The organism is Micromonospora sp. ABR4_055 (assembly GCF_056160425.1).
This window is the reverse complement of sequence record NZ_JBSWXD010000133.1, coordinates 1-19,599: the sequence shown is the minus strand read 5'-3', so window position 1 is coordinate 19,599 and position 19,599 is coordinate 1. Positions and strand designations below refer to the sequence as shown.

Sequence of the window (19,599 nt, the reverse complement as noted above, 5' to 3'; positions counted from 1 at the left end):
CACCCTCCCGATCCCGCACTTGTCCCAAACCCCTCCTCCCCCCCCTCCCCCCTCCCCCCCCCCCCCCCCCCCCCCCCCCCCCCCCCCCCCCCCCCCCCCCCCCCCCCCCCCCCCCCCCCCCCCCCCGCCGCCGGAGAAACACCAGCTCACCACGCTTACGCGAGAGGGTGAAGCGATGTCGTCGATCGGCTTCGGGATCGCCATGACGAGCTCCGCCATGATCGGATTTCTCGCCGGTCTGCTGAGCTTCAAGGTGAAGAGTCGCTGGTGTCCGGACTGTGGAGCGATGACCTACCCGCAGCCGCCACCCCCGCCGACGTAAACCCCAACGCCGCAGCACCGCCGACCTGTGTGCAATTTCCACGGCAGCCAGTGACCGCAGAGGTTTAATCCCCAGACGACTTTCTCAGACGGCGATACTGACGCGAGGAGAATCATGGCGTACCGAAATGACAAGCCCGACCGGTTCACCCGCCGGCCGCAACCGTCGGAACAGATCAACCGACGGCCCACAGCGGGACGCCCGCCGCTGCCGAGCCGGGTGCCCGGCGAGACCGACATCGACTCCGACCCGCGCTTCAACCTGGTCGGGGCGGGCGGCGTCGCCCCGGCACCCCGCGACGGCGGACACGACCGGATCGACAGCGGGCCCGACCAGGTCAACGACGGACCCGGTCACGCCGCTGACGACGGCGGTCAGCCGCCCGACGGCGACCTGGCGCTGGTCGCGAAGATCGCCAAGCGGATGGCCGAGCGGCACATGCCGGACCGGACCGGCGGCTGCCGGCACTGTGGAGGCACGTACTGCGAACTGTTCCTGGAGGCGCTCGCGGTGCTGGACCGGCGCGACCCGGCCGCCGCCCGACGGATCCGCGCCGTCCTGCAGTACGCCGGCCTCACCCCACCAGCCCCACCCCCGCCACAGTGGCGGTAACGCGCCGATTCCGCCGAAGACGACGTGCGGCCCGCCGGTCCGTCAGGAAGTGAGCAGGAGTGCACACCGGCACAAGTTGAAAGGGTGAGCGGATTGGGACAGCCAGAAAGACCGCGATCGAGTCAGGCTTGGTTGTGGGCGATCGTCGCAGCCTCAGCAGCGGTGATTGTCGCGCTGGGCACATTGTCGCTATGGCTCGTGGTGGCGACGGGCCGGAACGCCAGTCCGAGCCAGACTGCCGGTGAGCCCACTGGTGCCCCGGGCGGCGGGACGTTGTCCCAGGCTACTCCGGCGGTGACGACGCCTCCGGCTGCCGCACCGACCAGCGCCTCGGCCACCGAGGCACCGATGGACGATCCGCAGTTTCCCTGCGTCGACGAAACCCAGTACTTCTACTGCGACACGATCCCCGTCATCCAGTACTACGGCCGCAATCTCGACGAGATCCCACCGCAGGACCGCTTCCGTGGGAACGACATCTACTTCAGTCGCAACGGGCTCAGCGCTGGTAAGAACGCCAAGATCGGCAGGTGGACCTCGCCCGATCTGGCCACCAGGGATAGTTGCCGCGAACTGCTGAACGGCATGGATCCGGCGAAGACGACGATCCTGCTCGACCCCAGCATCGAGGACAGGTTCTGTGTCGAGACCACCGGAGGTAGCGGGACCACTAGCCGGTATGCCTTCGGAAAAGTTGAGCATGTCCAGGCAGACCGGTTCATCGTCCAGATCATCGTCTGGGACAACCCGTGACCCGTAGGCGCAGCGGGGACCCTGGAACCCTTCGCCACCTGCTGGTCTCGTCCGTCTCGGCCTAGACCCCGCGCACATCGGCCGAATCTTCGCCGTTACCGCGAGCATGCTCAACGTCGGCCCGCATCGTAGCTATGAGCGCAGGCACCACGGTGCCGGTGACCTCGCCGAAGCCGATCGTCGTGCCGGCCGGGCCGGGGGCAGTGGCCGAGATGACGACGGTGTCGCCGTCTTCGAGGAAGGTGCGCTCGGACCCGTCGTCCAGCTTGACCGGCTCGGTGCCGCCCCAGGTCAGCTCCAGGAACGAGCCGACCTGGTCACGCCGGGCCCCGGAGACGGTGCCGGAGGCGTAGAGGTCGCCGGTGCGCAGCGACGCGCCGTTGACGGTCAGGTGCGCCAACTGCTGCGCCGGGGTCCAGTACATGCCGGCGAACGGCGGCTCGCTGACCCGGGTGCCGTTCCACTCGACGACGATCGACAGGTCCAGGCCGCGCCGTGACGCCTCAGCGAGGTACGGCAACACCGGTGGGTCCTGCGCCGGGGCCGGCACCCAGGCGTGGTCGAGGGCTTCCAGCGGCACCACCCACGGGCCGACCGAGGTGGCGAACGACTTGCCCAGGAACGGGCCGAGCGGCTGGTACTCCCAGGCCTGGATGTCGCGGGCCGACCAGTCGTTGACCAGGGTCACGCCGAACACGTGGTCAGCGAACCGGTCGGTCGGCACCGGGTCGCCGAGCGCGGTCGGCACCCCGACGACGAAGCCGACCTCGGCTTCGATGTCGAGCCGGCGGGACGGGCCGAAGACCGGACCGTCGGTGCTGCGCCGCTGCCCGCTGGGGCGCACGATCGGCGTACCGGAGACGACGACGGTGCCGGCCCGGCCGTGGTAGCCGATCGGCAGGTGCCGCCAGTTGGGGGTGAGCAGCGGCTGCCCGGGGCGGAAGATCTGCCCGACGTTGCTGGCGTGCTGCTCCGACGAGTAGAAGTCGACGTAGTCGCCGACCGCGAACGGCAGCACCAGATCCACCTCGGACAGCGGGACCAGCAGCGGCTCGACGGCTGCCCGGTGCTCGGGCTCGGTGAGCAGTTCGACGATCCGCCGCCGCACGGTCGTCCACTGTGCCCGACCGAGGGCCAGGTAGGCGTTGAGGGTCGGCTCGCACAGCGCGCCGCCGGCGAGGATCAGGTCGGCGTCCTCCGCGCCGCGCAGGTCGAGCACGAAATCGGCGATCCGTACGCCGAGCCGCCGCTCACCACCACCGCGGCGGAAGGCACCGTACGGCAGGGTCTGCACCCCGTACGGTGAGCCGTCGGCACCGGGCACCCAGCAGGTCGTCACGCGAATCCTCCGTTGATCAGCCCCAGCCGGACCAGGTCGGTCAGCGGGTCGGTGATGCTGCACGACCCGAAACCTACCCAGAGCGGCCGGTCGGCACCGCCGCGCGTACGGGCCGGCTCGATCAGCCGGGCGGCGTCGGTGGTGGCGAGCAGTTCGGCGACCTCGGCGACCTCCGCGCCCTCGGCGGCGGTGATCGTGGCGGCGAGCACGTTGAGGAAGCCGTGGTGGGTGAAGCCGGTCTCCGGGTCGGTGTCGCGGATGGCGTGGTGCAGGCCGGCGGTCAGTTTGAACGGCAGCGCCCGGTCCCGGCAGGCGCAGATGACGGCGGCCAGCTCGACCGGGGTGGGGAACAGTTCGGCGGCCAGCCCGCCGGTGCGGAACTTGGCGGCGACGTCGACGCCGCCGGCCCGCGCCTCGGCGAGGCCGTCCAGGGCGGCGAGCAGCCCCCAGGTGAGCGGCACCTCCGCGTACCCGCTGATCTTGGGCCAGCCGGCCAGGGCGGTGAGCAGCGCGCGCAGGCCGGGTTGCGGGTCCTCGCCGCGTTTGGCGACGGCGACCTCGACCTGCCGGGGCCGGATCCGGTCGGTCGGCAGCGCCTCGACGGCGGCCGGCAGCGCGGCCACGCCGGTGTCGCCGATCAGGCCGATCTCCAGCTCGTCGCCCGGCCCGACCAGCCGCCGCGCCGCGCCGATCTCGGACGCGGGCAGCAGGAACGGGCCGACCAGGTCGGTGTACCAGGCGGTGCGGTGGCCGCGGTGCGCGGTGATCGCGTCGGGCAGGTCGGCGTTGCCCGGCGGGAAGACCGCGGCGTCGTCGACGAGGCCGGTGAAGATCCTGGGTACCTGCATTGACACGCCTTCGAACCTAGTGGATTCTACGATTAACGGACAACAGCGTCCGATTATCGGACGCTACCGGCCGGTCAACGGGGAGATACGGAGGGTAATCATGCCCTACTACCGCAGCGTTGGCGAGATCCCCCGCAAGCGCCACACCCAGTTCCGCCAACCCGACGGCATCCTGTACGCCGAGGAGCTGATGGGCCAGGAGGGCTTCTCCGCCGACTCGTCCCTGCTCTACCACCGGCACCTGCCGACCGCCATCGTCGCCGCCGAGTCGTACGACCCGCCGCCGACGAGCCGGCTGCCGAACCACCCGCTCACCCCACGCCACCTGCGTACCCACAAACTGGACACCGGGCACACCGACGCCGTCCTCGGCCGGCAACCGCTGCTCGCCAACGACGACGTGCGCATCTCGTACGTCGTCGCCGACCGGCCGTCCCCGCTGTACCGCAACGCCACCGGCGACGAGTGCCTGTACGTCGAGTCCGGTGCCGCCCGCGTCGAGTCCAGCTTCGGGGTGCTCGGCGTCACCTCCGGCGACTACGTGATCATCCCGACGTCGGTGGTGCACCGGATCGTGCCGGTCGACGACGTGCCGCTGCGGCTGCTCACCGTCGAAGCCACCGGCCACATCGGACCACCTAAGCGCTACCTGTCGGTGCGCGGCCAGTTCCTGGAGCACTCGCCGTACTGCGAACGGGACATCCGCGGGCCGGGCAAACCGCTGCTGGTCGACGGCACCGACGTCGAGGTCTACGTGCGGCACCGGCAGGGCTGGACCCGGCACGTGTACGCCCACCACCCGTTCGACGTGGTCGGCTGGGACGGACACCTCTACCCGTGGGCGTTCAGCATCCACGACTTCGAGCCGATCACCGGCCGGCTGCACCAGCCGCCGCCGGTGCACCAGACGTTCACCGGCCCCAACTTCGTGATCTGCTCGTTCGTGCCGCGCAAGGTCGACTACCACCCGCAGGCGATCCCGGTGCCGTACAACCACCACAACGTCGACTCCGACGAAATGCTGTTCTACACCGGCGGCAACTACGAGGCGCGGCGCGGCTCCGGCATCGAGCAGGGCTCGATCTCGCTGCACCCGGCCGGGTTCACCCACGGGCCGCAGCCGGGCGCGGTCGAACGGGCGCTCGGTGCCGAGCACTTCGACGAACTCGCCGTCATGGTCGACACCTTCCGGCCGCTGGACCTCTGCGACGCGGCACTGTCCGTTGAGGACACCGGGTACGCCTGGACCTGGGCCGGCAACGCCCGCTGACCGGCATACCGCCGACCCGACACGGCCTGTCCAGCCGCTGATCCGGCGCGCTACCGCTGGTCCGGTGGTCGGGCGGTGGCCGAACGCAGCACCATGAACTGGGCAACGGCGGCCGCGACGATCGCCGACACCAGCAGCCACGGGGTGGCGATCGCCGCGTAGCAGAAGATCAGCACCGGGGCGGCGGCGGCCGCGTACACCGCCGTCGCCAGCCGGCGGTCCGCCAGCTGCGACACCACCTCGGTGATCCGACCCGGCACCCGCCGGGCCAGCACCCAGACCAGCACGAATCCACCGAGCGCGGCGACCACCGCCCAGCCGCGCGACGCCGCGCTGCCGGCCAGGCAGGCCACCGTCACCGCCGCGATCATGCTGTAGCCGGCCCCGATCAGCACCAGCCGGCGCAGCTCCTCCTCGGGCGTCGGCGGCCCGTCCAGTCGGGGATCCATCGGCGCCGACCCGGGCGGTGCCGGTGCCCACCGGGATGGCCGGGACGGCGAGGGCTGCGGCGGCGGGGGCGGTGCCATCGCGGTGGCCCGTTCGGCGAGCACCGCCAGCTCGGCGGCGTACCGCCGCTGTTCCAGGTGGATCACCCCGACGTCGTGCTGCGCCTCACCGATCAGCGGGTCCAGCCGCAGCGCCTCCCCGTAGGCCCGGTGCGCCAGGTCGAACAGCTCCAGCCGGGCCCCGACCAGCCCCAGCACCAGATGTGCCTGGGCGTCCTGCGGGGCCAGCTCCACCCCGCGCCAGGCCGCGTTGAGCGCCGGCTGGCCGTTGCGCGAGCCGGCCAGGATCGCCGCCCCGCTGCGCTGGGCGTACGCGTCGTCCGGATACGTCGCCAGCAGGTCGGTGGCGAGCCGGGCGGCGTCGGCGTACCGCCGCAGATCGATCAGCGCCAGCCCGCGTACCACCAGCAGGGCGACCCGGTCCGGCGGACCGGACCGCGCGCGGGTCCCGGCATCGGCTGGCATGGCCGTCGCGGTCTCTGCCGGTGCGGCCGTCGCCGTGGCCTCGGCCGACCACGGGTTCGGCGGCTCGTCCGCCCACGCGTCGATCGCGGCGAGGGCCTGCTCCGGACGGTCGGCGGCGAGATGCACCCGGGCCAGCATGATCCGGGCGGCGACGCTGTCCGGGTCGAGGGCCACCGCGAAGCCGATCTCACCGGCGGCCTCGTCGTAGCGGCCCAGGTCAGCCAGCAGCCCGGCGCGCTGCAGGTAGCCGTCGACGTCGGTGGGCGGCTCGGGGGATGACTCGCTCGACACCTGTCGAGCCTATCCGGGCAGCCCGGACGGATAGACGAGCGCGACCGCCAGGCCGGCGAGGCCTTCGCCCCGGCCGGTCAGCCCGAGCCCGTCTGTGGTGGTGCCGGAAACGGTCACCGGGGCACCGGCGGCAGCACCGAGCACCTGCTGTGCCTCGGTCCGCCGGGGACCGATCTTCGGCCGTACACCGATCACCTGAATCGAGACGTTGCCGATCACGAAGCCGGCGGCGACCACCCGACGGGCCGCCTCGGCGAGCAGGTCCACCCCGGCGGCTCCGGCCCAGCGTGGTTCGGCGACACCGAAGTTGGCGCCGAGGTCGCCGAGGCCGGCGGCGGAGAACAGCGCGTCGCAGGCGGCGTGCGCGGCGACGTCGCCGTCGGAGTGCCCGGCCAGCCCTGTCTCGCCGGGCCAGTGCAGGCCGGCGACCCAGCAGGGCCGGTCGGCGGCGAAGGCGTGCACGTCGGTGCCGACACCCACCCGGGGAACGATCATGCCGGCGTGCCGCACGGGACGACCATCAAGGCAAGGGCGGTCATGAAGGCAGGGTACGGGTCGCCGGTTCGGTGGCGAGCAGGTGCTCGGCGATCACCAGATCGAACGGGCGGGTGATCTTGAGCGCCCGTTCCGAGCCGGGCACGCAGAGCACCGGTACGCCGAGCTTCTCCACCAGACCGGCGTCGTCGGTGTGCGGATCGACGGCGTCGGCGTGCGCGGCGGCCAGCACGTCACGCCGGAACCCCTGCGGGGTCTGCACGGCCCGCAGCGTCGACCGGTCGACGGTGGTCAGAACGGTCTCGTCGGCGTCCACCGACTTGATGGTGTCGACGACCGGGAGCACCGGGATGACGGCGTCGGCGCCGGCCCGGACCGCGGCGGCGACCGAGTCGACCAGGTCGGGTGGGGTGAGGGCGCGGGCCGCGTCGTGCACCAGGACGATCTGCGGGCCGGCGGGGACGGCAGCGAGCGCGGCGGCCACCGAGGCCTGCCGGTGCGCGCCGCCCGGGACCACGATCAGCGGCAGCCCGGCCGTGGCGGGGGCGAGCAGGTCGCGGACGGCGTCGATGTCGGCGGGTGGGGCGGCGACCACGATCACCGCGACCGAGGAGGCGGCGGCCAGTCGACGCACCGCATGTACCAGCAGCGGTACGCCGCCGAGTGGCCGGAGTGCTTTGGGTGCGCCGGGTCCGAGCCGTACCCCGGAACCCGCCGCAGGAACGAGGACCGCGACGTCACCGCGTTGCTGGAAGTGCGCGGTCACGTCGCGGTCCTCGGTGCAGGTGGCAACAGACTATCTATGGGTGGAGAGTTGCCTACGCGTCGGTGAGCACCTTGTCGAGCAAGGTCTCTGCCTCGTCCTTGGTGCTCTTCTCCGCAAGCGCGACCTCGCCGACCAGGATGTCCCTGGCCTTGGCGAGCATGCGCTTCTCGCCTGCGGACAGCCCCCGCTCCCGCTCCCGACGCCACAGGTCACGAACGACCTCGGCGACCTTGAGCGGGTTTCCGGATGCCAGCTTTTCGAGGTTGGCCTTGTATCGCCGCGACCAGTTGGTCGGCTCCTCGGTGTGCGGGGCGCGGAGGACATCGAAGACCTTGCCGAGGCCTTCTTCGCCAACCACTTCGCGCACGCCGACGATCTCGGCGTTCTCGGCGGGAACTCGCACCGTCAGGTCACCCTGCGCAACCCTGAGGACGAGGTACTGCTTCTCCTCGCCCTTGATGACACGAGTCTCGATTGCCTCGATGAGTGCGGCCCCGTGGTGGGGGTAAACAACGGTCTCGCCGACACTGAAAACCATAGGTTCGAAGCCCCTTTCGCTGTGTCTAGGGTAACACGCTCAGGCACCGATGTCCCGTCACAGTCCGAGCCGTAAGCGCAGGTCAGAGGGGCTGTGAGAGGTCTTTCTCGAGCTTGACACGCAACCGCCAGTAGGTTTTGAACACGCTAAGTAACAACCAGATCAGCAGTCAGCTAACTGGTCGGACGTGCCAGATGGGACGCGTTTCGGCACTTCCAGCATATCGTCCGGCCGGTTCCCGTGCCCCAGCACTGGCGGAACCAGGTTCGTTGCGAGACCCTGATACCTAGACCCCGATCGACCCGGTGGGCGAGCGGCTGGGGGTGCTGTGGGCAGGACAGGCAACAACGGTGATGGGTGGTCGGACGGCGCCGGAGCGCCCGACGACCTGCCCGAGATCCCGCCCGAGTGGGGCCCGATCGTCATTCCCGACGATCCCGGGGCGCTCGCCGAGGAAGCGGCACAGGTCCGCCGGGAGCTGCACCGCACCCGTCGGCGGGACCACTGGCACCGGCGGTTCGGCATCCACCCCGGCGACACCGGCCGGGCCGGCGGCAGCGGGCACCGCCCGCACGAGATCGCCGCTCTCCGGCTGCCGTTGATCATCATGCTGCTGGCGGTCCTCGCCGCGATGATCAGCATGTTCACCGTCGCCTGGTCCGACCGGCCCCAGTCCACCGCCAGCCCGGCACCGTCGGCCCCCGCCACGCTGCCCGACCGCCCGCTGCCCGCACTCGACCTGATCGACGGCTCCGGCACCTCGGTCCCGGTCCGGTCGCTGCTGCCGGCGGCGTTCCTGCTCGTCGAGGGCTGTGAGTGCGCCGACCAGATCACCGCGGCGGCGGCCGCCGCCCCGGCCGGAGTCTCGGTCGTCGCGGTCACCAGCGGCGCCACCAGCCCCGGCACCCTGCCGCCGGTGCTCGCCGACCGTCTCGACACCCATCTGCTGGCCGACCCGGCCGCTGGAATCCGCAACTTCGTCGACGTCCCGGCGACCGCCGGCACCGCCACCGCGCTACTCGTCACCGAGACCGGCGAGGTCATCCGGCTGGTGCCGCAGGCCGACTCGGTCGAGACGTACCGCGCCGACCTGGCCCTGCTGGTCGGCCCCTGACCCCGCCCGCCGCCGCGCGCGGCGGGTCAACGGCCGAGCAGCGCCGCGTAGAGCGTCAGGCCCGGACCGAACGCCAGCATCACCACGTGACGCGGCGGCGGTCCCGCCCGGCGTAACCGGTCCAGGATCAGCAGTACGGTCGGCGACGAGCAGTTGCCGTACGCCGCCAACGTCTCCCGGGACGCCGACATCGCCGCGTCGGACAGGCCCAGCTCCCGCTGCACCACGTTGAGGATGCGCGGCCCGCCCGGATGCACCGCCCAACCGTCCACCTGCGACACGGTCAGTCCGTGCCGGGCCAGCAGATCACCGACCAGCGCCCGTACGTGCACCGACAGCACCTGCGGCACCCGGGGCGACAGACCCATCCGGAACCCGAGATCGGTCACCTCCCAGGTCATGTGGTCGGCGGTGGAGGCGTCGGTGGCCGACACGACCTCCCGTACGGCGTAACCGCCGGGCGGCGGCGGGCCGCCGGCCCTGCCGGTCGGCACCAGCACCACCGCCGCCGCCGCGTCGGAGAACAACGCGTGCGCCACGATCTGCTGAGTGTCCACCCGGCGGGCCGGCGGCTGGATGTGCAGGCTGGTCAGCTCGGCACAGAGCAGCAGCGCCGGCCGGCCCCGGGCGGTGACGAAGTCGGCCGCCGCGCCCAACCCGGGCAGCGCCGCGTAGCAGCCCATGTGCCCGACGAACAACCGCTGGGTGTCGGCGGCCATGCCGACGTCCCGGGCCAGAATGATGTCCAGGCCGGGCGTGGCGTACCCGGTGCACGAGCAGACCACGAACAGACCGATCTCCCCGGCGGTCAGCCCGGCCTGGGTCAGCGCCCGGTGCACCGCCTCCTTGCCCAGCGGCAACGCCTCGATCTGGTAGCGGCGCATCCGGCGCTCGGTCGGCCAGTCCGCGACGTCCTCCAGCAATGGGCTCACCGCCGCCTGCCGGGTGCGTACCCCGGAATTGGCGAAGATCCGCTCCGCGAGCGCTCGGGTGCCGCCGTCGTACCGCGCCGCGAAGAAGTCCCGCCACAGCTCGTCCTGGGTGGCCGACGGCGGCAACGCCAGCCCGAGCCCGACCACCGCGGCCGACGACCGGCCCGCCACCGGCTCCGGCGACCGGCTCACCACCGGGGTGCCGATCCGTCGCGGTCCGGGTCCCCGCCGATCGTCGCCACGCCGAGCCAGTCGGCACAGACGTCCGACGTCGGCGGGTGCAGCGCACCGCAGCGGGCGTCCCGGTAGAGCCGTTCCAGCGGATGCCCGCGGCGGGTCGCCGAGGTCCCGGCCGCCTCCAGCATCGACGACGCCACCTCGGCCGCTGTGCCGCCGGCGACCAGCTTGGCCCGCCACACCCACTGGTTGGTCGTCGGGTCGCCCGGTTCGGCGTCCACCCGGCGGGCCGCCTCCCGCACTGTCAGCAACGCCGCGGCGGCCGCCGCGTCCGCCCGACCGATCCGGGCCCGGACCGCCGGAAGGTGGGTCAACCCCCGCTCGGCGAGATGCTCCACCGCCGCGTCCACCGCCGCCCGGGCCACCCCGGCGTATACCGCCGCGTAGCTGGCCACCATCCAGTGCGGCATCAGCTGGGCCACCACCAGGGCCAGCCCTTCCACCCCGCCGAGCAGGGTCTGCGGGCCGACGGTCACGTCCAGGTGCAGGTCATGCGAGCAGGTGGCCCGCATCCCGAGCGAATCCCAGCTCTGCTCCACCCGCAGGCCGGGCGTGTCCGCCGGGACGAGGAACTGCGAAACCACCGACTGGTCGTCGGCGTGCCGGGCGGCGACCAGGTACCCCGAGGCGTGGCCGGCCCCGGAACAGAACGCCTTGGCCCCCTTGATCTGGTATCCACCGTCCACCCGGTGGTAGACGGTGGACAGCTGGGAGAGCCGGGAGCCGGCCCCCCGTTCGCTCATCGCCACCGCGTACCAGGCGCCGGCGGCCGCGTCGGCGAGCAGCTGGTCCCGGGCCGCCAACGCCTCGTCCGGCAGCCCCATCGCCTCGGCGAGGTTGTCGTCGACCGCGCCCAGTGCGCCGGTCACCGAGGCGTGCATGTTGAACACCAGCGCGGTGGCACCGTTGCCCCGGGCCAGCTCGTACGCCACTTCGGCGTAGTCGGCGAAGTCGGCGCCCCGCCCGCCCAGCCGCTGCGGGACCATCAACCCGAACAGCTGTTCCTGCCGCAGGTCGGCGAAGTCCGCCACCGGAAAGGTGCCGGCCCGGTCGTGATCACCCGCCCGCGCCGCCAATCGTGGCACCACCCGCCGCGCCGCCGCCAGTGCATCCGCAACCATTGCCGCCCCTTCCGCCGTCGACCTGCCCACCTGCTCGTCCGCTCAGCCCACCTTGACCCCCCTGCCTTGGTAGAGCACCGAGGTGGACCAGGTCGGCACCATCCGCCGCCGGGGTTTCCAGAGTGCCTGTTCGGGAGCCGATCGGCGGAGCGGCGCGCGCACCAGCCAATCGATCAGGCTGAAGACGCTCGGCCGGAGGCCGCGCACCGCCAGCCGTACGCCGTGCCGGGCGCACTCGGCGACCAGCCGCTGCGGACGGACGAACAGCGCGGGGTCGTGAATGCCTCGCGGCGCGACCGGCAGGCGTTCGCCCAGCTCGACCGCGATCAGCCGGCTGGCCAACGTGGCGTTCAGGGTGTCCAGCACCAGCAGCCCACCGGGCCGCAGCACCCGGCACGCCTCGGCGACCGCCGCCGACAGGTCCGGTACGTGCTCCAGTAGTTCCCCGGCGGAGACCACGTCGGCCATCCGGTCGGCCAGCGGCAGCCTGGTCGCGTCACCACGTACCGGGTCGACACCGTGCCGGGCCGCCAGCCGCAGCGCCGAACCGACCAGGTCGACCCCGACGTGCCGGTAGCCCTTGCCACGCAGGTGAGGGGCGAGCAGGCCGGCCCCGCAGCCAATGTCGACCAGCACCGCCCCGGGCCGGGTCGCCGGTGGGATCAGCCGGGCCCGCGCCTCGGCGATCCAGCGCAGCATCTCGAACGCGCCGGCCGGCCGCCACCACTCGTCGACCAGCACGTCGTACTGGCGGGGATCGTTCGGCGGCAGGTCCGGCATTGACTGAGCGTGGCATGACCAGCCGGTAACGGCCACACTTGGCGGATATGTCGCGCCGCGTGTCCGCATTGATCAAGGCCAGCCACCCCGAGCCGGCGGTTGCGGTCACCACGGTGACCGCCCTGCTGGCCTGGGGCGTCGGTCACCGTCCGGGTGGGATCGTGCTGGTCGCCGCCACCGTCGCGGCCACTCAGCTTGCCGTCGGCTGGACCAATGACTGGCTGGACGCCGGTCGCGACCGGCAGGCCGGACGGGCCGACAAGCCGGTCGCAACCGGCGTGGTCAGCCGGCGCACGGTGGGCGTCGCCGGTCTGGCCGCCGCGCTGGCCACCCCGCTGCTGGCCGGGCCGACCGGGCCGGCGGCGGCGCTGTGCATCACCGCCGCGCTGATCAGCGCGCTGGCCTACAACTGGCCGTTGAAGTCCACCGCCGTGTCGGTGCTGCCGTACGCGTTCTCCTTCGGAGCGTTGCCCGCCTTCATCGTGCTGGCCCTGCCGGGTGCGCCCGTGCCACCGGCCTGGCTGGTCACCGCCGCCGGGCTGCTCGGCGCCGGGGCGCACTTCGCCAACGTACTGCCGGATCTGGCCGACGACGCCCGCACCGGCGTGCGGGGTCTGCCGCACCGGCTCGGGGCCACCGGCTCGGGGGTCGCGGCGGCCGGGTTGCTCTTCGCCGCCACCGTGACGCTGGTCGTCGGCCCACCCGGGCCGCCGTCGTGGGCCGGACTCGTCGCGGTCGCCGGCACTGCGATCATCCTGCCGACCGGCTGGTACGCGGCCCGGCGGGCCGCCCGGCGGGCCGGCCGGTCGGACGGCGTGTTCCGGGCGGTGCTGGTGGTCGCGGTGATCGACGTGGTGCTGCTGGTGGCCAGCGGCCCGGTCGGGTGAGCGCCGTCGGGCCGGCCCGGTCGGGTGAGCGCCGTCGGTCACGGATTATCGGGTCCGTGGCGGGGCGCGGATCACCGCCAACTACCCTGGAGCCGGCCTGCGCGGGGCTCGTCGCCGCGCCGTGACAAGGAGGACCGACGTGACGCCCTCGACCAGGGGACACCGCCGAGTCGCGGTGCTGTTCGCCGGCGCTGCCGTGGCCAGCGGCCTGCTGCTCAGCGGCTGCGGTGCCGGCCAGCTCGCGGAGACCGCGACCAAGGCGACGGCGATCAACGGAGTCAACCTCGAGTCGCCGGACGGCGCGGTGTCGGTACGCGACCTCTCGGTGCCCTACCCCGGAGTGGAGGGCTACCCGGCCGGCGGCAGCGCGCCGGTCGAGGTCGGGCTGTTCAACAACACCAACGACCCGGTGACGGTACGGGTCAGCGCCGTCCCGGTCACCGACGAGGACTGGGCGACGGTGGTCGGGGCCGAGACGGTGGTGATCGGCGGCTCCGAGCAGGCCAGCGGGCCGACCCCGTCGCCGGAGCCGGGCACCGCCGAGGTGCCGCAGCCGGACCCGGGCACCGCCGAGGTGCCGCAGCCGGACCCGGGCCGGGACGCGATCGTCCAGCTGCCGGCCAACGGGTGGGCGCTGTTCAGCACCGACGACACCGAACCGCTGCGGGTCACCGGCCTGGCCGGCCCGCTCGCCGCCGGGTACTCGGTGAACCTGGCCTTCGAGTTCAGCACCGGCGGCGCGCCGCTGGTCGTGGCCGCGCCGGTGGACATGCCGCTCACCCCGGCTCCCCGGGCGCCCGCCGAGCACGACGAGGAAGAGCACTGAGCTCGCGGTCGATCCCCCGGGGTGCCGGCGGCGGGACGGGACGCGGCAGCGCCGCGCCGCGCAGCCGGGCCGCGTCGCGTGAGCCCCGGCCCGCGTACGAGTGCGACGCGTGCGGGCACCAACCACCCAAGTGGGTGGGCCGGTGCCCGGAATGCGGCGAATGGGGCTCGGTGATCGAGTCGGTGGTCAGCGGCCCGGTGGTCTCCGGCCGAGTCGTCAGCACCCGGATGCCGACCGAACCGGCCCGGCCGATCGCCACCATCAGCGCCGCACCCGCCAAGGCCCGGCCGACCGGCGTCGGCGAACTCGACCGGGTGCTCGGCGGCGGTCTGGTACCCGGCGCGGTGGTGCTGCTGGCCGGCGAGCCCGGCGTCGGCAAGTCGACCCTGCTGCTCGACGTCGCCCAGCAGTGGGCCGCCGGTGCCGGTAGTCCGTCGCTGGTGGTCAGCGGCGAGGAGTCGACCAGCCAGGTACGGCTGCGCGCCGAGCGGATCGGCGCGCTGCACGAACGGCTCTACCTGGCGGCGGAGAGCGACCTCGGGGTGGTCCTCGGCCACCTCGACGCGGTCCGGCCCGGTCTGCTGGTGCTCGACTCGGTGCAGACCATCTCGATGCCCGGTTCGGACGGTATCCCCGGTGGCGTCACCCAGGTCCGGGCGGTCACCGCCGCGCTGGTCGCGGCGGCGAAGGAACGCAACATCGCCACCGTGCTGGTCGGCCACGTCACCAAGGACGGCCAGGTCGCCGGCCCCCGGGTACTGGAGCATCTGGTCGACGTGGTGCTGCACTTCGAGGGCGACAAGCACTCGTCGCTGCGGATGGTCCGCGGCATGAAGAACCGGTTCGGCGCGGCCGACGAGGTCGGCTGCTTCGAGATGCACGAAGGCGGCATCAGCAGCCTGCCCGACCCGTCCGGGCTGTTCCTCACCCGCTACACCGAGCCGGTGCCCGGCACCTGCGCCACGGTGGCGATGGAGGGCCGGCGGGCCCTGGTCACCGAGGTCCAGGCGCTGATCGGGGCGACCGTCGCCGGTTCGCCCCGGCGCACCGTGTCCGGGCTCGACGGTGCCCGGCTGGCGATGGTGCTGGCGGTGCTGCAACGGCGTACCGAACGGCTCACCCTGCACGACCGGGAAGTGTTCGCGGCGACGGTCGGCGGCATCCGGGTGGTGGAGCCGGCCGCCGACCTCGCGGTGGCGCTGGCGGTCGCCTCCGGCGGGCTCAACCTGGCCGTCTCCCCGCAACTGGTGGCGATCGGCGAGGTCGGGCTCACCGGTGAGGTGCGCCGGGTCGGCGCGGTCGCCCGGCGGCTCGCCGAAGCCGCCCGGCTCGGCTTCCGGTACGCGCTGGTGCCGCCCGGTACGGCCGGTTCCGGCACCGACCCGATGCCGCCGAACATGCAGATCACCGAGGTCAACGACGTACGGGCCGCGTTGCAGGCCGCCGCGCGCGCCTCGGCCGGCTGATCTGGTACGGCAGTAACCGCGAGAGCACCCACCGCATGGCGGTCCGTAGACTGTTGCCCGTGGCGATCGACCGCGATGCGAACAAGACTGCCAGCGCCGGCACCAGTGGCGGCTCGGCCGGCCGGGTCGGTGCCGTCGGTACCCCGGCGCGCACCGGTGCCGTCGGCACCCCGGCACGCACCATCAGCGCCGGCACCTCGGCGCTGACCAGCCCGGCGGCCACCGGGGATCCGCTGCGGGCCAACCTGGCGCTGATGGCACCCGGCACCGCGCTGCGCGACGGGCTGGAGCGGATTCTGCGTGGCCGGACCGGCGCGCTGATCGTCCTCGGCTACGACAAGCAGGTCGAGTCGCTGTGCACCGGGGGCTTCCCACTCGACGTCGAGTTCTCCTCCACCCGGGTCCGCGAGTTGTGCAAGATGGACGGTGCGGTGGTGCTGTCCAGCGACGGCACCCGGATCGTGCGGGCCGCTGTGCATCTGATGCCGGATCCGTCCATTCCGACCGAGGAGTCCGGTACTCGGCACCGCACCGCCGAACGGGTCGCCCGACAGACCGGGTACCCGGTGATCTCGGTCAGCCAGTCGATGCGGATCATCAGCCTCTACGTCAACGGTCAGCGGCACGTACTGGACGACTCGGCCGCCATCCTGTCCCGGGCCAACCAGGCGTTGGCCACCCTGGAGCGGTACAAGCTGCGGCTGGACGAGGTGTCCGGCACGCTCTCCGCCCTGGAAATCGAGGATCTGGTCACCGTCCGCGACGCGGTCGCGGTGGTGCAGCGGCTGGAGATGGTCCGGCGGATCGCCGACGAGATCGCCGGCTACGTCGTCGAGCTGGGCACCGACGGCCGGCTGCTGGCACTGCAGCTCGACGAGCTGATGGCCGGCGTGGACGCCGATCGGACCCTGGTGATCCGCGACTACCTGCCCACTGTGCGCAAGGCGCGGACCCTGGACGAGGCCCTGGTCGAGTTGGACCTGCTGACCGCCACCGAGCTGATCGATCTGGTCGCCGTGGCCAAGGCGATCGGCTACGCCGCCTCCACCGAGGCGCTCGACGCGGCGGTGAGCCCACGCGGTTTCCGGCTGCTGGCGAAGGTGCCCCGGCTGCCGGTGTCGGTGGTGGACCGGCTGGTCAACCACTTCGGCAGTCTGCAACGGCTGCTCGGGGCGACGGTGGAGGATCTGCAGGCTGTCGACGGTGTCGGCGACGCCCGGGCGCGCAGCGTACGGGAGGGGCTGTCCCGGCTGGCCGAGGCGTCGATTCTGGAGCGCTACGTCTGACGCGCTACGTCTGACGCGCTAGGTCGCAAGCGTGCCGCAAACGGCGTAGCTCGACGAAGGGACGGATGTACCGGTCGTCAGCCGGTGATGGTGATGACGAACGGCTCGCTGACCTTCGAGCCGAGTCGGGCGAAGAGCTGGTACTCGCCGGCCGCCGGATGGTCACCTGCCGCGACGTTGTTGGCGCACTCGCTCGCCGCCCGACCGTTCCAGGCCACCTGGTAGTCGCGGGCGCTGCCAGGCCCGAAGGTGCGCACATCAGTGCCCCGGGCGGCTCCGCAGGTGTCCGACGACCAGATCAGCTCCGCACCCCGCTTGAGGTACAGCTCCTGCGGGTCGGCGCCCACATCCCGGTCGCAGGTACGGCTGGAGACGTTCTGCACCCGCAGCTGCATTGCCAGGGTAACGCCCTTCTGGGCGGTGGCCTGCGAGGCTGCCGCGGTCAGCAGGATCTCGTCGTCGGTACAGGTGCCGGCGGCCGGACCGACCGGGCCGCCAGGGGCGTTCTGGTCACCGCCGCCGGTCGTACCGTCGTCGCCGGTACCGCCGCCGGTGCTGCCACCGCCGGCGTCGCCAGCGTCGCCGTTACCGAGGGTGTCGGGGTCGTCGCCGTCAACGGAGTCTGAGTCGTCCTCCGGCCCCGGGGACGAGGTGGTCGGGGTGAGCATTTCACCGGACGGGGTCGGGGTGGGATCGGCCTGCGACCGCCCGGTCTGGTCGGAGCCGATGCAGGAGTACGCCACGATGAACAGCAGGAGCAGCAGTGCCCCGAGCACGACGGCACGCCGCCGCCAGTAGATGGCGGGTGGCAGCGGGCCAACCGTCAGTCGCATGATGGCACACCGTATCGGCAAGACCGGACCGATCGGCCGCGACGCGCCGAGGCCCGGGGCACCCGCTCAGAGATATGTCTTGCGCGGGAAGACCGCGTGCGCCCCGGCCACCCGGTCCAAAAACAGCAGACCGGCACAGTGGTCGATCTCGTGCTGGGCGGCCCGCGCCTCGAACCCGTCAGTGACCAGGCGTACCGGCTCGCCGGTGCCGGGTAGTTGCGCCTCCACCACGACCCGGGTGGCCCGTTTCACGTCACCGGTGAGATCCGGCACCGACATGCAGCCCTCCCGGCCCGGCCGCCACCGAGTCGCCTCGAGCAGCCGGGCATTGCACAGGACGAACGTGCCATGCCCGGTGACCGTCTTCGGGTGCCCGGTCACGTCGACCGCGAAGACCTGCGCGCTGATCCCGATCTGCGGCGCGGCCAGGCCGACACAGCCGGGTGCGACCCGCATCGTGGCGACCAGGTCGGCGGCAACCTGGACCGTATCGGCGGCGCACGGATCCACCGGCTCACCGGCCCGGCTGAGCACCTGGTCGGGCGCGGCGACCACCGGGACCACCCGCCCCGGTACGCCGAGCGCCGTCTCGGTCCAGTCGGCCAGGGTACGGCTGACCGTGCTCACAGCACGTCCGAATCGACCGACCGGAGGGTCACCTCGACGTCGAGCGCCCGGGCCGTCTCGGACAGTCGACGGCCGACCTCGGCTGCCGTCCCGGCTGGCAGCTCGACCTCGGCGACCAGCACGTAGAGCGGGCCGGTCAGCCGGGTGGTCAGGTCAGTGACGTTGCCGCCCGCCTCGGCGACCACCCGGGTCACCGCCGCGACGATGCCGAGCCGGTCGGCGCCGTGCACACTGAGCAGGTGCGGTTCGCCGCCCGCCGGCTGCTGACCCTCCGCCGGGACCGGCCGTACGGTGGCCAGCAGCTGGCCGTCGGCGGTGAGCGGCCGCAGTGCCTGTTGCACCGCGGCATCGGCCGGACCGGCGCAGACCAGGGTCATCGCGAAGTGGCCGCGCAGCCGGGTCATCGTCGAGTCGGTCAGATTGGCGCCGAGACCGGCCAGCACCTCTGCGACGTCCGCGACGATGCCGGGCCGGTCGCGCCCGATCACGGTGATCGCGAGTTCGTTCATGCCAGCAGTCTGCCCGACCGGGTGCCGGGCCGACCGGTCGGCCCGGCACCGTCTCCCGTCCGGTGACGGCCTGGGGCAGGACGGCCTGGGGCAGGACGGCCTGGGGCAGGACGGCCTGGGGCAGGGACGGCAGCCACGGCATGGCAGGATCGGCGGCGCCATGCGTGACGTGAGTTTCGCCGACACGGCGATCGAATGGTTCGACCGCAACGCCCGTGACCTGCCCTGGCGGGAGCCGGGGGTCGGTGCCTGGGCAATCCTGGTAAGCGAGGTGATGCTGCAGCAGACCCCGGTGGTCCGGGTACTGCCGGCGTGGCACGCCTGGTTGGACCGGTGGCCGGACCCGGCGGCGCTGGCCGCCGACTCACCGGCCGAAGCGATCCGGATGTGGAACCGGCTCGGCTACCCGCGTCGCGCGTTGCGGCTGCATGAGTGCGCCACGGTGCTGACCGAGCGGTACGACGGCAAGGTGCCGACCGGTCTGGACGAGTTGCTGGCGCTGCCGGGAGTCGGCACCTACACCGCCCGAGCGGTCGCCGCGTTCGCCTACGGTCAGCGGCATCCGGTGGTGGACACCAACGTCCGGCGGTTCGTGGCACGGGCGGTCGACGGGGCGGCCGACGCCGGGCCGGCGACCCGCCCGGCCGATCTCGTTGCCACCGCCGCGTTGCTGCCGGCCGAGCCGGCCCGGGCAGCCCGCGCCAGCGCCGCGTTCATGGAGTTGGGAGCGGTGGTCTGCGTGGCCCGGACACCACGCTGCGGGGTGTGTCCGGTGG

The 19,599-nt window shown here is 72.7% G+C and carries 21 protein-coding genes and 1 pseudogene; 9 read left to right on the top strand and 13 right to left on the bottom strand.

What is annotated here, in order from left to right:
• Window positions 1-204: hypothetical protein (locus ACXAHD_RS24730; RefSeq protein ID WP_475053494.1), on the bottom strand; the 204-nt coding region annotated here is incomplete at its 3' end.
• Window positions 205-436: 232 nt separating this feature from the next.
• Here ACXAHD_RS24730 and ACXAHD_RS24725 point away from each other — a divergent pair.
• Together ACXAHD_RS24725 and ACXAHD_RS24720 are read left to right on the top strand one after the other, a co-directional pair.
• On the top strand, window positions 437-934 hold the full coding sequence (locus ACXAHD_RS24725; protein WP_289211997.1) for a hypothetical protein: 498 nt from the start codon (window positions 437-439) through the stop codon (window positions 932-934).
• A 348-nt stretch (window positions 935-1,282) separates the two neighbouring features.
• A complete protein-coding gene (locus ACXAHD_RS24720) occupies window positions 1,283-1,687 on the top strand; it encodes a hypothetical protein (RefSeq protein WP_475053489.1) in 405 nt (134 codons plus the stop codon).
• A gap of 145 nt (window positions 1,688-1,832) precedes the next feature.
• Here ACXAHD_RS24720 and fahA read toward each other — a convergent pair.
• Both fahA and ACXAHD_RS24710 read right to left on the bottom strand, forming a co-directional pair.
• Window positions 1,833-3,026, bottom strand: a pseudogene (gene fahA / locus ACXAHD_RS24715) (fumarylacetoacetase); the annotation flags it as partial.
• Complete coding sequence (locus tag ACXAHD_RS24710) at window positions 3,023-3,880, bottom strand: hypothetical protein (RefSeq protein WP_289211995.1); 858 nt, start codon at window positions 3,878-3,880, stop codon at window positions 3,023-3,025. The gene ACXAHD_RS24710 and the pseudogene fahA, both read right to left, overlap by 4 nt.
• Before the next feature lie 94 nt (window positions 3,881-3,974).
• On the opposite strand from ACXAHD_RS24710, the gene ACXAHD_RS24705 reads away from it, so the two are divergent.
• Window positions 3,975-5,144: a homogentisate 1,2-dioxygenase domain-containing protein gene (locus ACXAHD_RS24705; RefSeq protein ID WP_475053486.1), complete on the top strand. Its 1,170-nt coding sequence runs from the start codon at window positions 3,975-3,977 to the stop codon at window positions 5,142-5,144.
• A gap of 50 nt (window positions 5,145-5,194) precedes the next feature.
• Here the strand turns inward: ACXAHD_RS24705 and ACXAHD_RS24700 are convergent, their stop codons facing one another.
• Genes ACXAHD_RS24700 through ACXAHD_RS24685 form a run of 4 tightly spaced genes read right to left on the bottom strand, consistent with a single transcriptional unit; the run spans window position 5,195 to window position 8,205 of the window.
• Complete coding sequence (locus ACXAHD_RS24700; protein WP_475053483.1) at window positions 5,195-6,406, bottom strand: tetratricopeptide repeat protein; 1,212 nt, start codon at window positions 6,404-6,406, stop codon at window positions 5,195-5,197.
• 9 nt (window positions 6,407-6,415) lie between these two features.
• A complete protein-coding gene (gene ispF / locus ACXAHD_RS24695) occupies window positions 6,416-6,901 on the bottom strand; it encodes a 2-C-methyl-D-erythritol 2,4-cyclodiphosphate synthase (protein ID WP_281555810.1) in 486 nt (161 codons plus the stop codon).
• A 40-nt stretch (window positions 6,902-6,941) separates the two neighbouring features.
• On the bottom strand, window positions 6,942-7,667 hold the full coding sequence (gene ispD, locus ACXAHD_RS24690) for a 2-C-methyl-D-erythritol 4-phosphate cytidylyltransferase (protein ID WP_281552829.1): 726 nt from the start codon (window positions 7,665-7,667) through the stop codon (window positions 6,942-6,944).
• A gap of 52 nt (window positions 7,668-7,719) precedes the next feature.
• A complete protein-coding gene (locus ACXAHD_RS24685) occupies window positions 7,720-8,205 on the bottom strand; it encodes a CarD family transcriptional regulator (protein WP_123603804.1) in 486 nt (161 codons plus the stop codon).
• A gap of 328 nt (window positions 8,206-8,533) precedes the next feature.
• Between ACXAHD_RS24685 and ACXAHD_RS24680 the strand changes: the two genes are divergently transcribed.
• Window positions 8,534-9,319: a hypothetical protein gene (locus ACXAHD_RS24680; protein ID WP_281552828.1), complete on the top strand. Its 786-nt coding sequence runs from the start codon at window positions 8,534-8,536 to the stop codon at window positions 9,317-9,319.
• A gap of 26 nt (window positions 9,320-9,345) precedes the next feature.
• Here the strand turns inward: ACXAHD_RS24680 and ACXAHD_RS24675 are convergent, their stop codons facing one another.
• The 3 genes from ACXAHD_RS24675 to ACXAHD_RS24665 are packed head-to-tail and all read right to left on the bottom strand — an operon-like array spanning window position 9,346 to window position 12,389.
• A complete protein-coding gene (locus tag ACXAHD_RS24675) occupies window positions 9,346-10,446 on the bottom strand; it encodes a type III polyketide synthase (protein WP_281552827.1) in 1,101 nt (366 codons plus the stop codon).
• The gene (locus tag ACXAHD_RS24670; RefSeq protein ID WP_281552826.1) at window positions 10,440-11,609 is read right to left on the bottom strand and encodes an acyl-CoA dehydrogenase family protein; all 1,170 of its coding nucleotides are present in this window, start codon (window positions 11,607-11,609) and stop codon (window positions 10,440-10,442) included. The genes ACXAHD_RS24675 and ACXAHD_RS24670 overlap by 7 nt, the downstream gene beginning before the upstream one ends.
• A gap of 42 nt (window positions 11,610-11,651) precedes the next feature.
• The gene (locus ACXAHD_RS24665; protein ID WP_281552825.1) at window positions 11,652-12,389 is read right to left on the bottom strand and encodes a class I SAM-dependent methyltransferase; all 738 of its coding nucleotides are present in this window, start codon (window positions 12,387-12,389) and stop codon (window positions 11,652-11,654) included.
• Window positions 12,390-12,436: 47 nt separating this feature from the next.
• On the opposite strand from ACXAHD_RS24665, the gene ACXAHD_RS24660 reads away from it, so the two are divergent.
• The 4 genes from ACXAHD_RS24660 to disA all read left to right on the top strand — a co-directional run bounded on the left by ACXAHD_RS24660 (window position 12,437) and on the right by disA (window position 16,854).
• Window positions 12,437-13,276: a UbiA family prenyltransferase gene (locus tag ACXAHD_RS24660; protein WP_281552824.1), complete on the top strand. Its 840-nt coding sequence runs from the start codon at window positions 12,437-12,439 to the stop codon at window positions 13,274-13,276.
• A 139-nt stretch (window positions 13,277-13,415) separates the two neighbouring features.
• The gene (locus tag ACXAHD_RS24655) at window positions 13,416-14,102 is read left to right on the top strand and encodes a hypothetical protein (RefSeq protein ID WP_475053475.1); all 687 of its coding nucleotides are present in this window, start codon (window positions 13,416-13,418) and stop codon (window positions 14,100-14,102) included.
• 11 nt (window positions 14,103-14,113) lie between these two features.
• Complete coding sequence (radA, locus tag ACXAHD_RS24650; protein WP_281555809.1) at window positions 14,114-15,568, top strand: DNA repair protein RadA; 1,455 nt, start codon at window positions 14,114-14,116, stop codon at window positions 15,566-15,568.
• 59 nt (window positions 15,569-15,627) lie between these two features.
• Window positions 15,628-16,854 carry a DNA integrity scanning diadenylate cyclase DisA gene (gene disA, locus ACXAHD_RS24645; RefSeq protein ID WP_281567160.1) on the top strand — a complete coding sequence of 409 codons (1,227 nt, stop codon included), beginning with the start codon at window positions 15,628-15,630 and terminating at the stop codon, window positions 16,852-16,854.
• A 77-nt stretch (window positions 16,855-16,931) separates the two neighbouring features.
• Here the strand turns inward: disA and ACXAHD_RS24640 are convergent, their stop codons facing one another.
• From ACXAHD_RS24640 to ACXAHD_RS24630, 3 genes are all read right to left on the bottom strand, one after another.
• Complete coding sequence (locus tag ACXAHD_RS24640; RefSeq protein WP_475053469.1) at window positions 16,932-17,687, bottom strand: hypothetical protein; 756 nt, start codon at window positions 17,685-17,687, stop codon at window positions 16,932-16,934.
• Window positions 17,688-17,753: 66 nt separating this feature from the next.
• Complete coding sequence (locus ACXAHD_RS24635) at window positions 17,754-18,314, bottom strand: peptide deformylase (RefSeq protein WP_281552821.1); 561 nt, start codon at window positions 18,312-18,314, stop codon at window positions 17,754-17,756.
• Window positions 18,311-18,823, bottom strand: coding sequence for a glycine cleavage system transcriptional repressor (locus tag ACXAHD_RS24630; RefSeq protein WP_281552820.1), 513 nt, complete (start codon window positions 18,821-18,823; stop codon window positions 18,311-18,313). The genes ACXAHD_RS24635 and ACXAHD_RS24630 overlap by 4 nt, the downstream gene beginning before the upstream one ends.
• Window positions 18,824-18,983: 160 nt before the next feature.
• Here ACXAHD_RS24630 and ACXAHD_RS24625 point away from each other — a divergent pair.
• A partial coding sequence (locus ACXAHD_RS24625) for an HhH-GPD family protein (protein ID WP_475053466.1) occupies window positions 18,984-19,599 on the top strand: 616 nt, incomplete at its 3' end.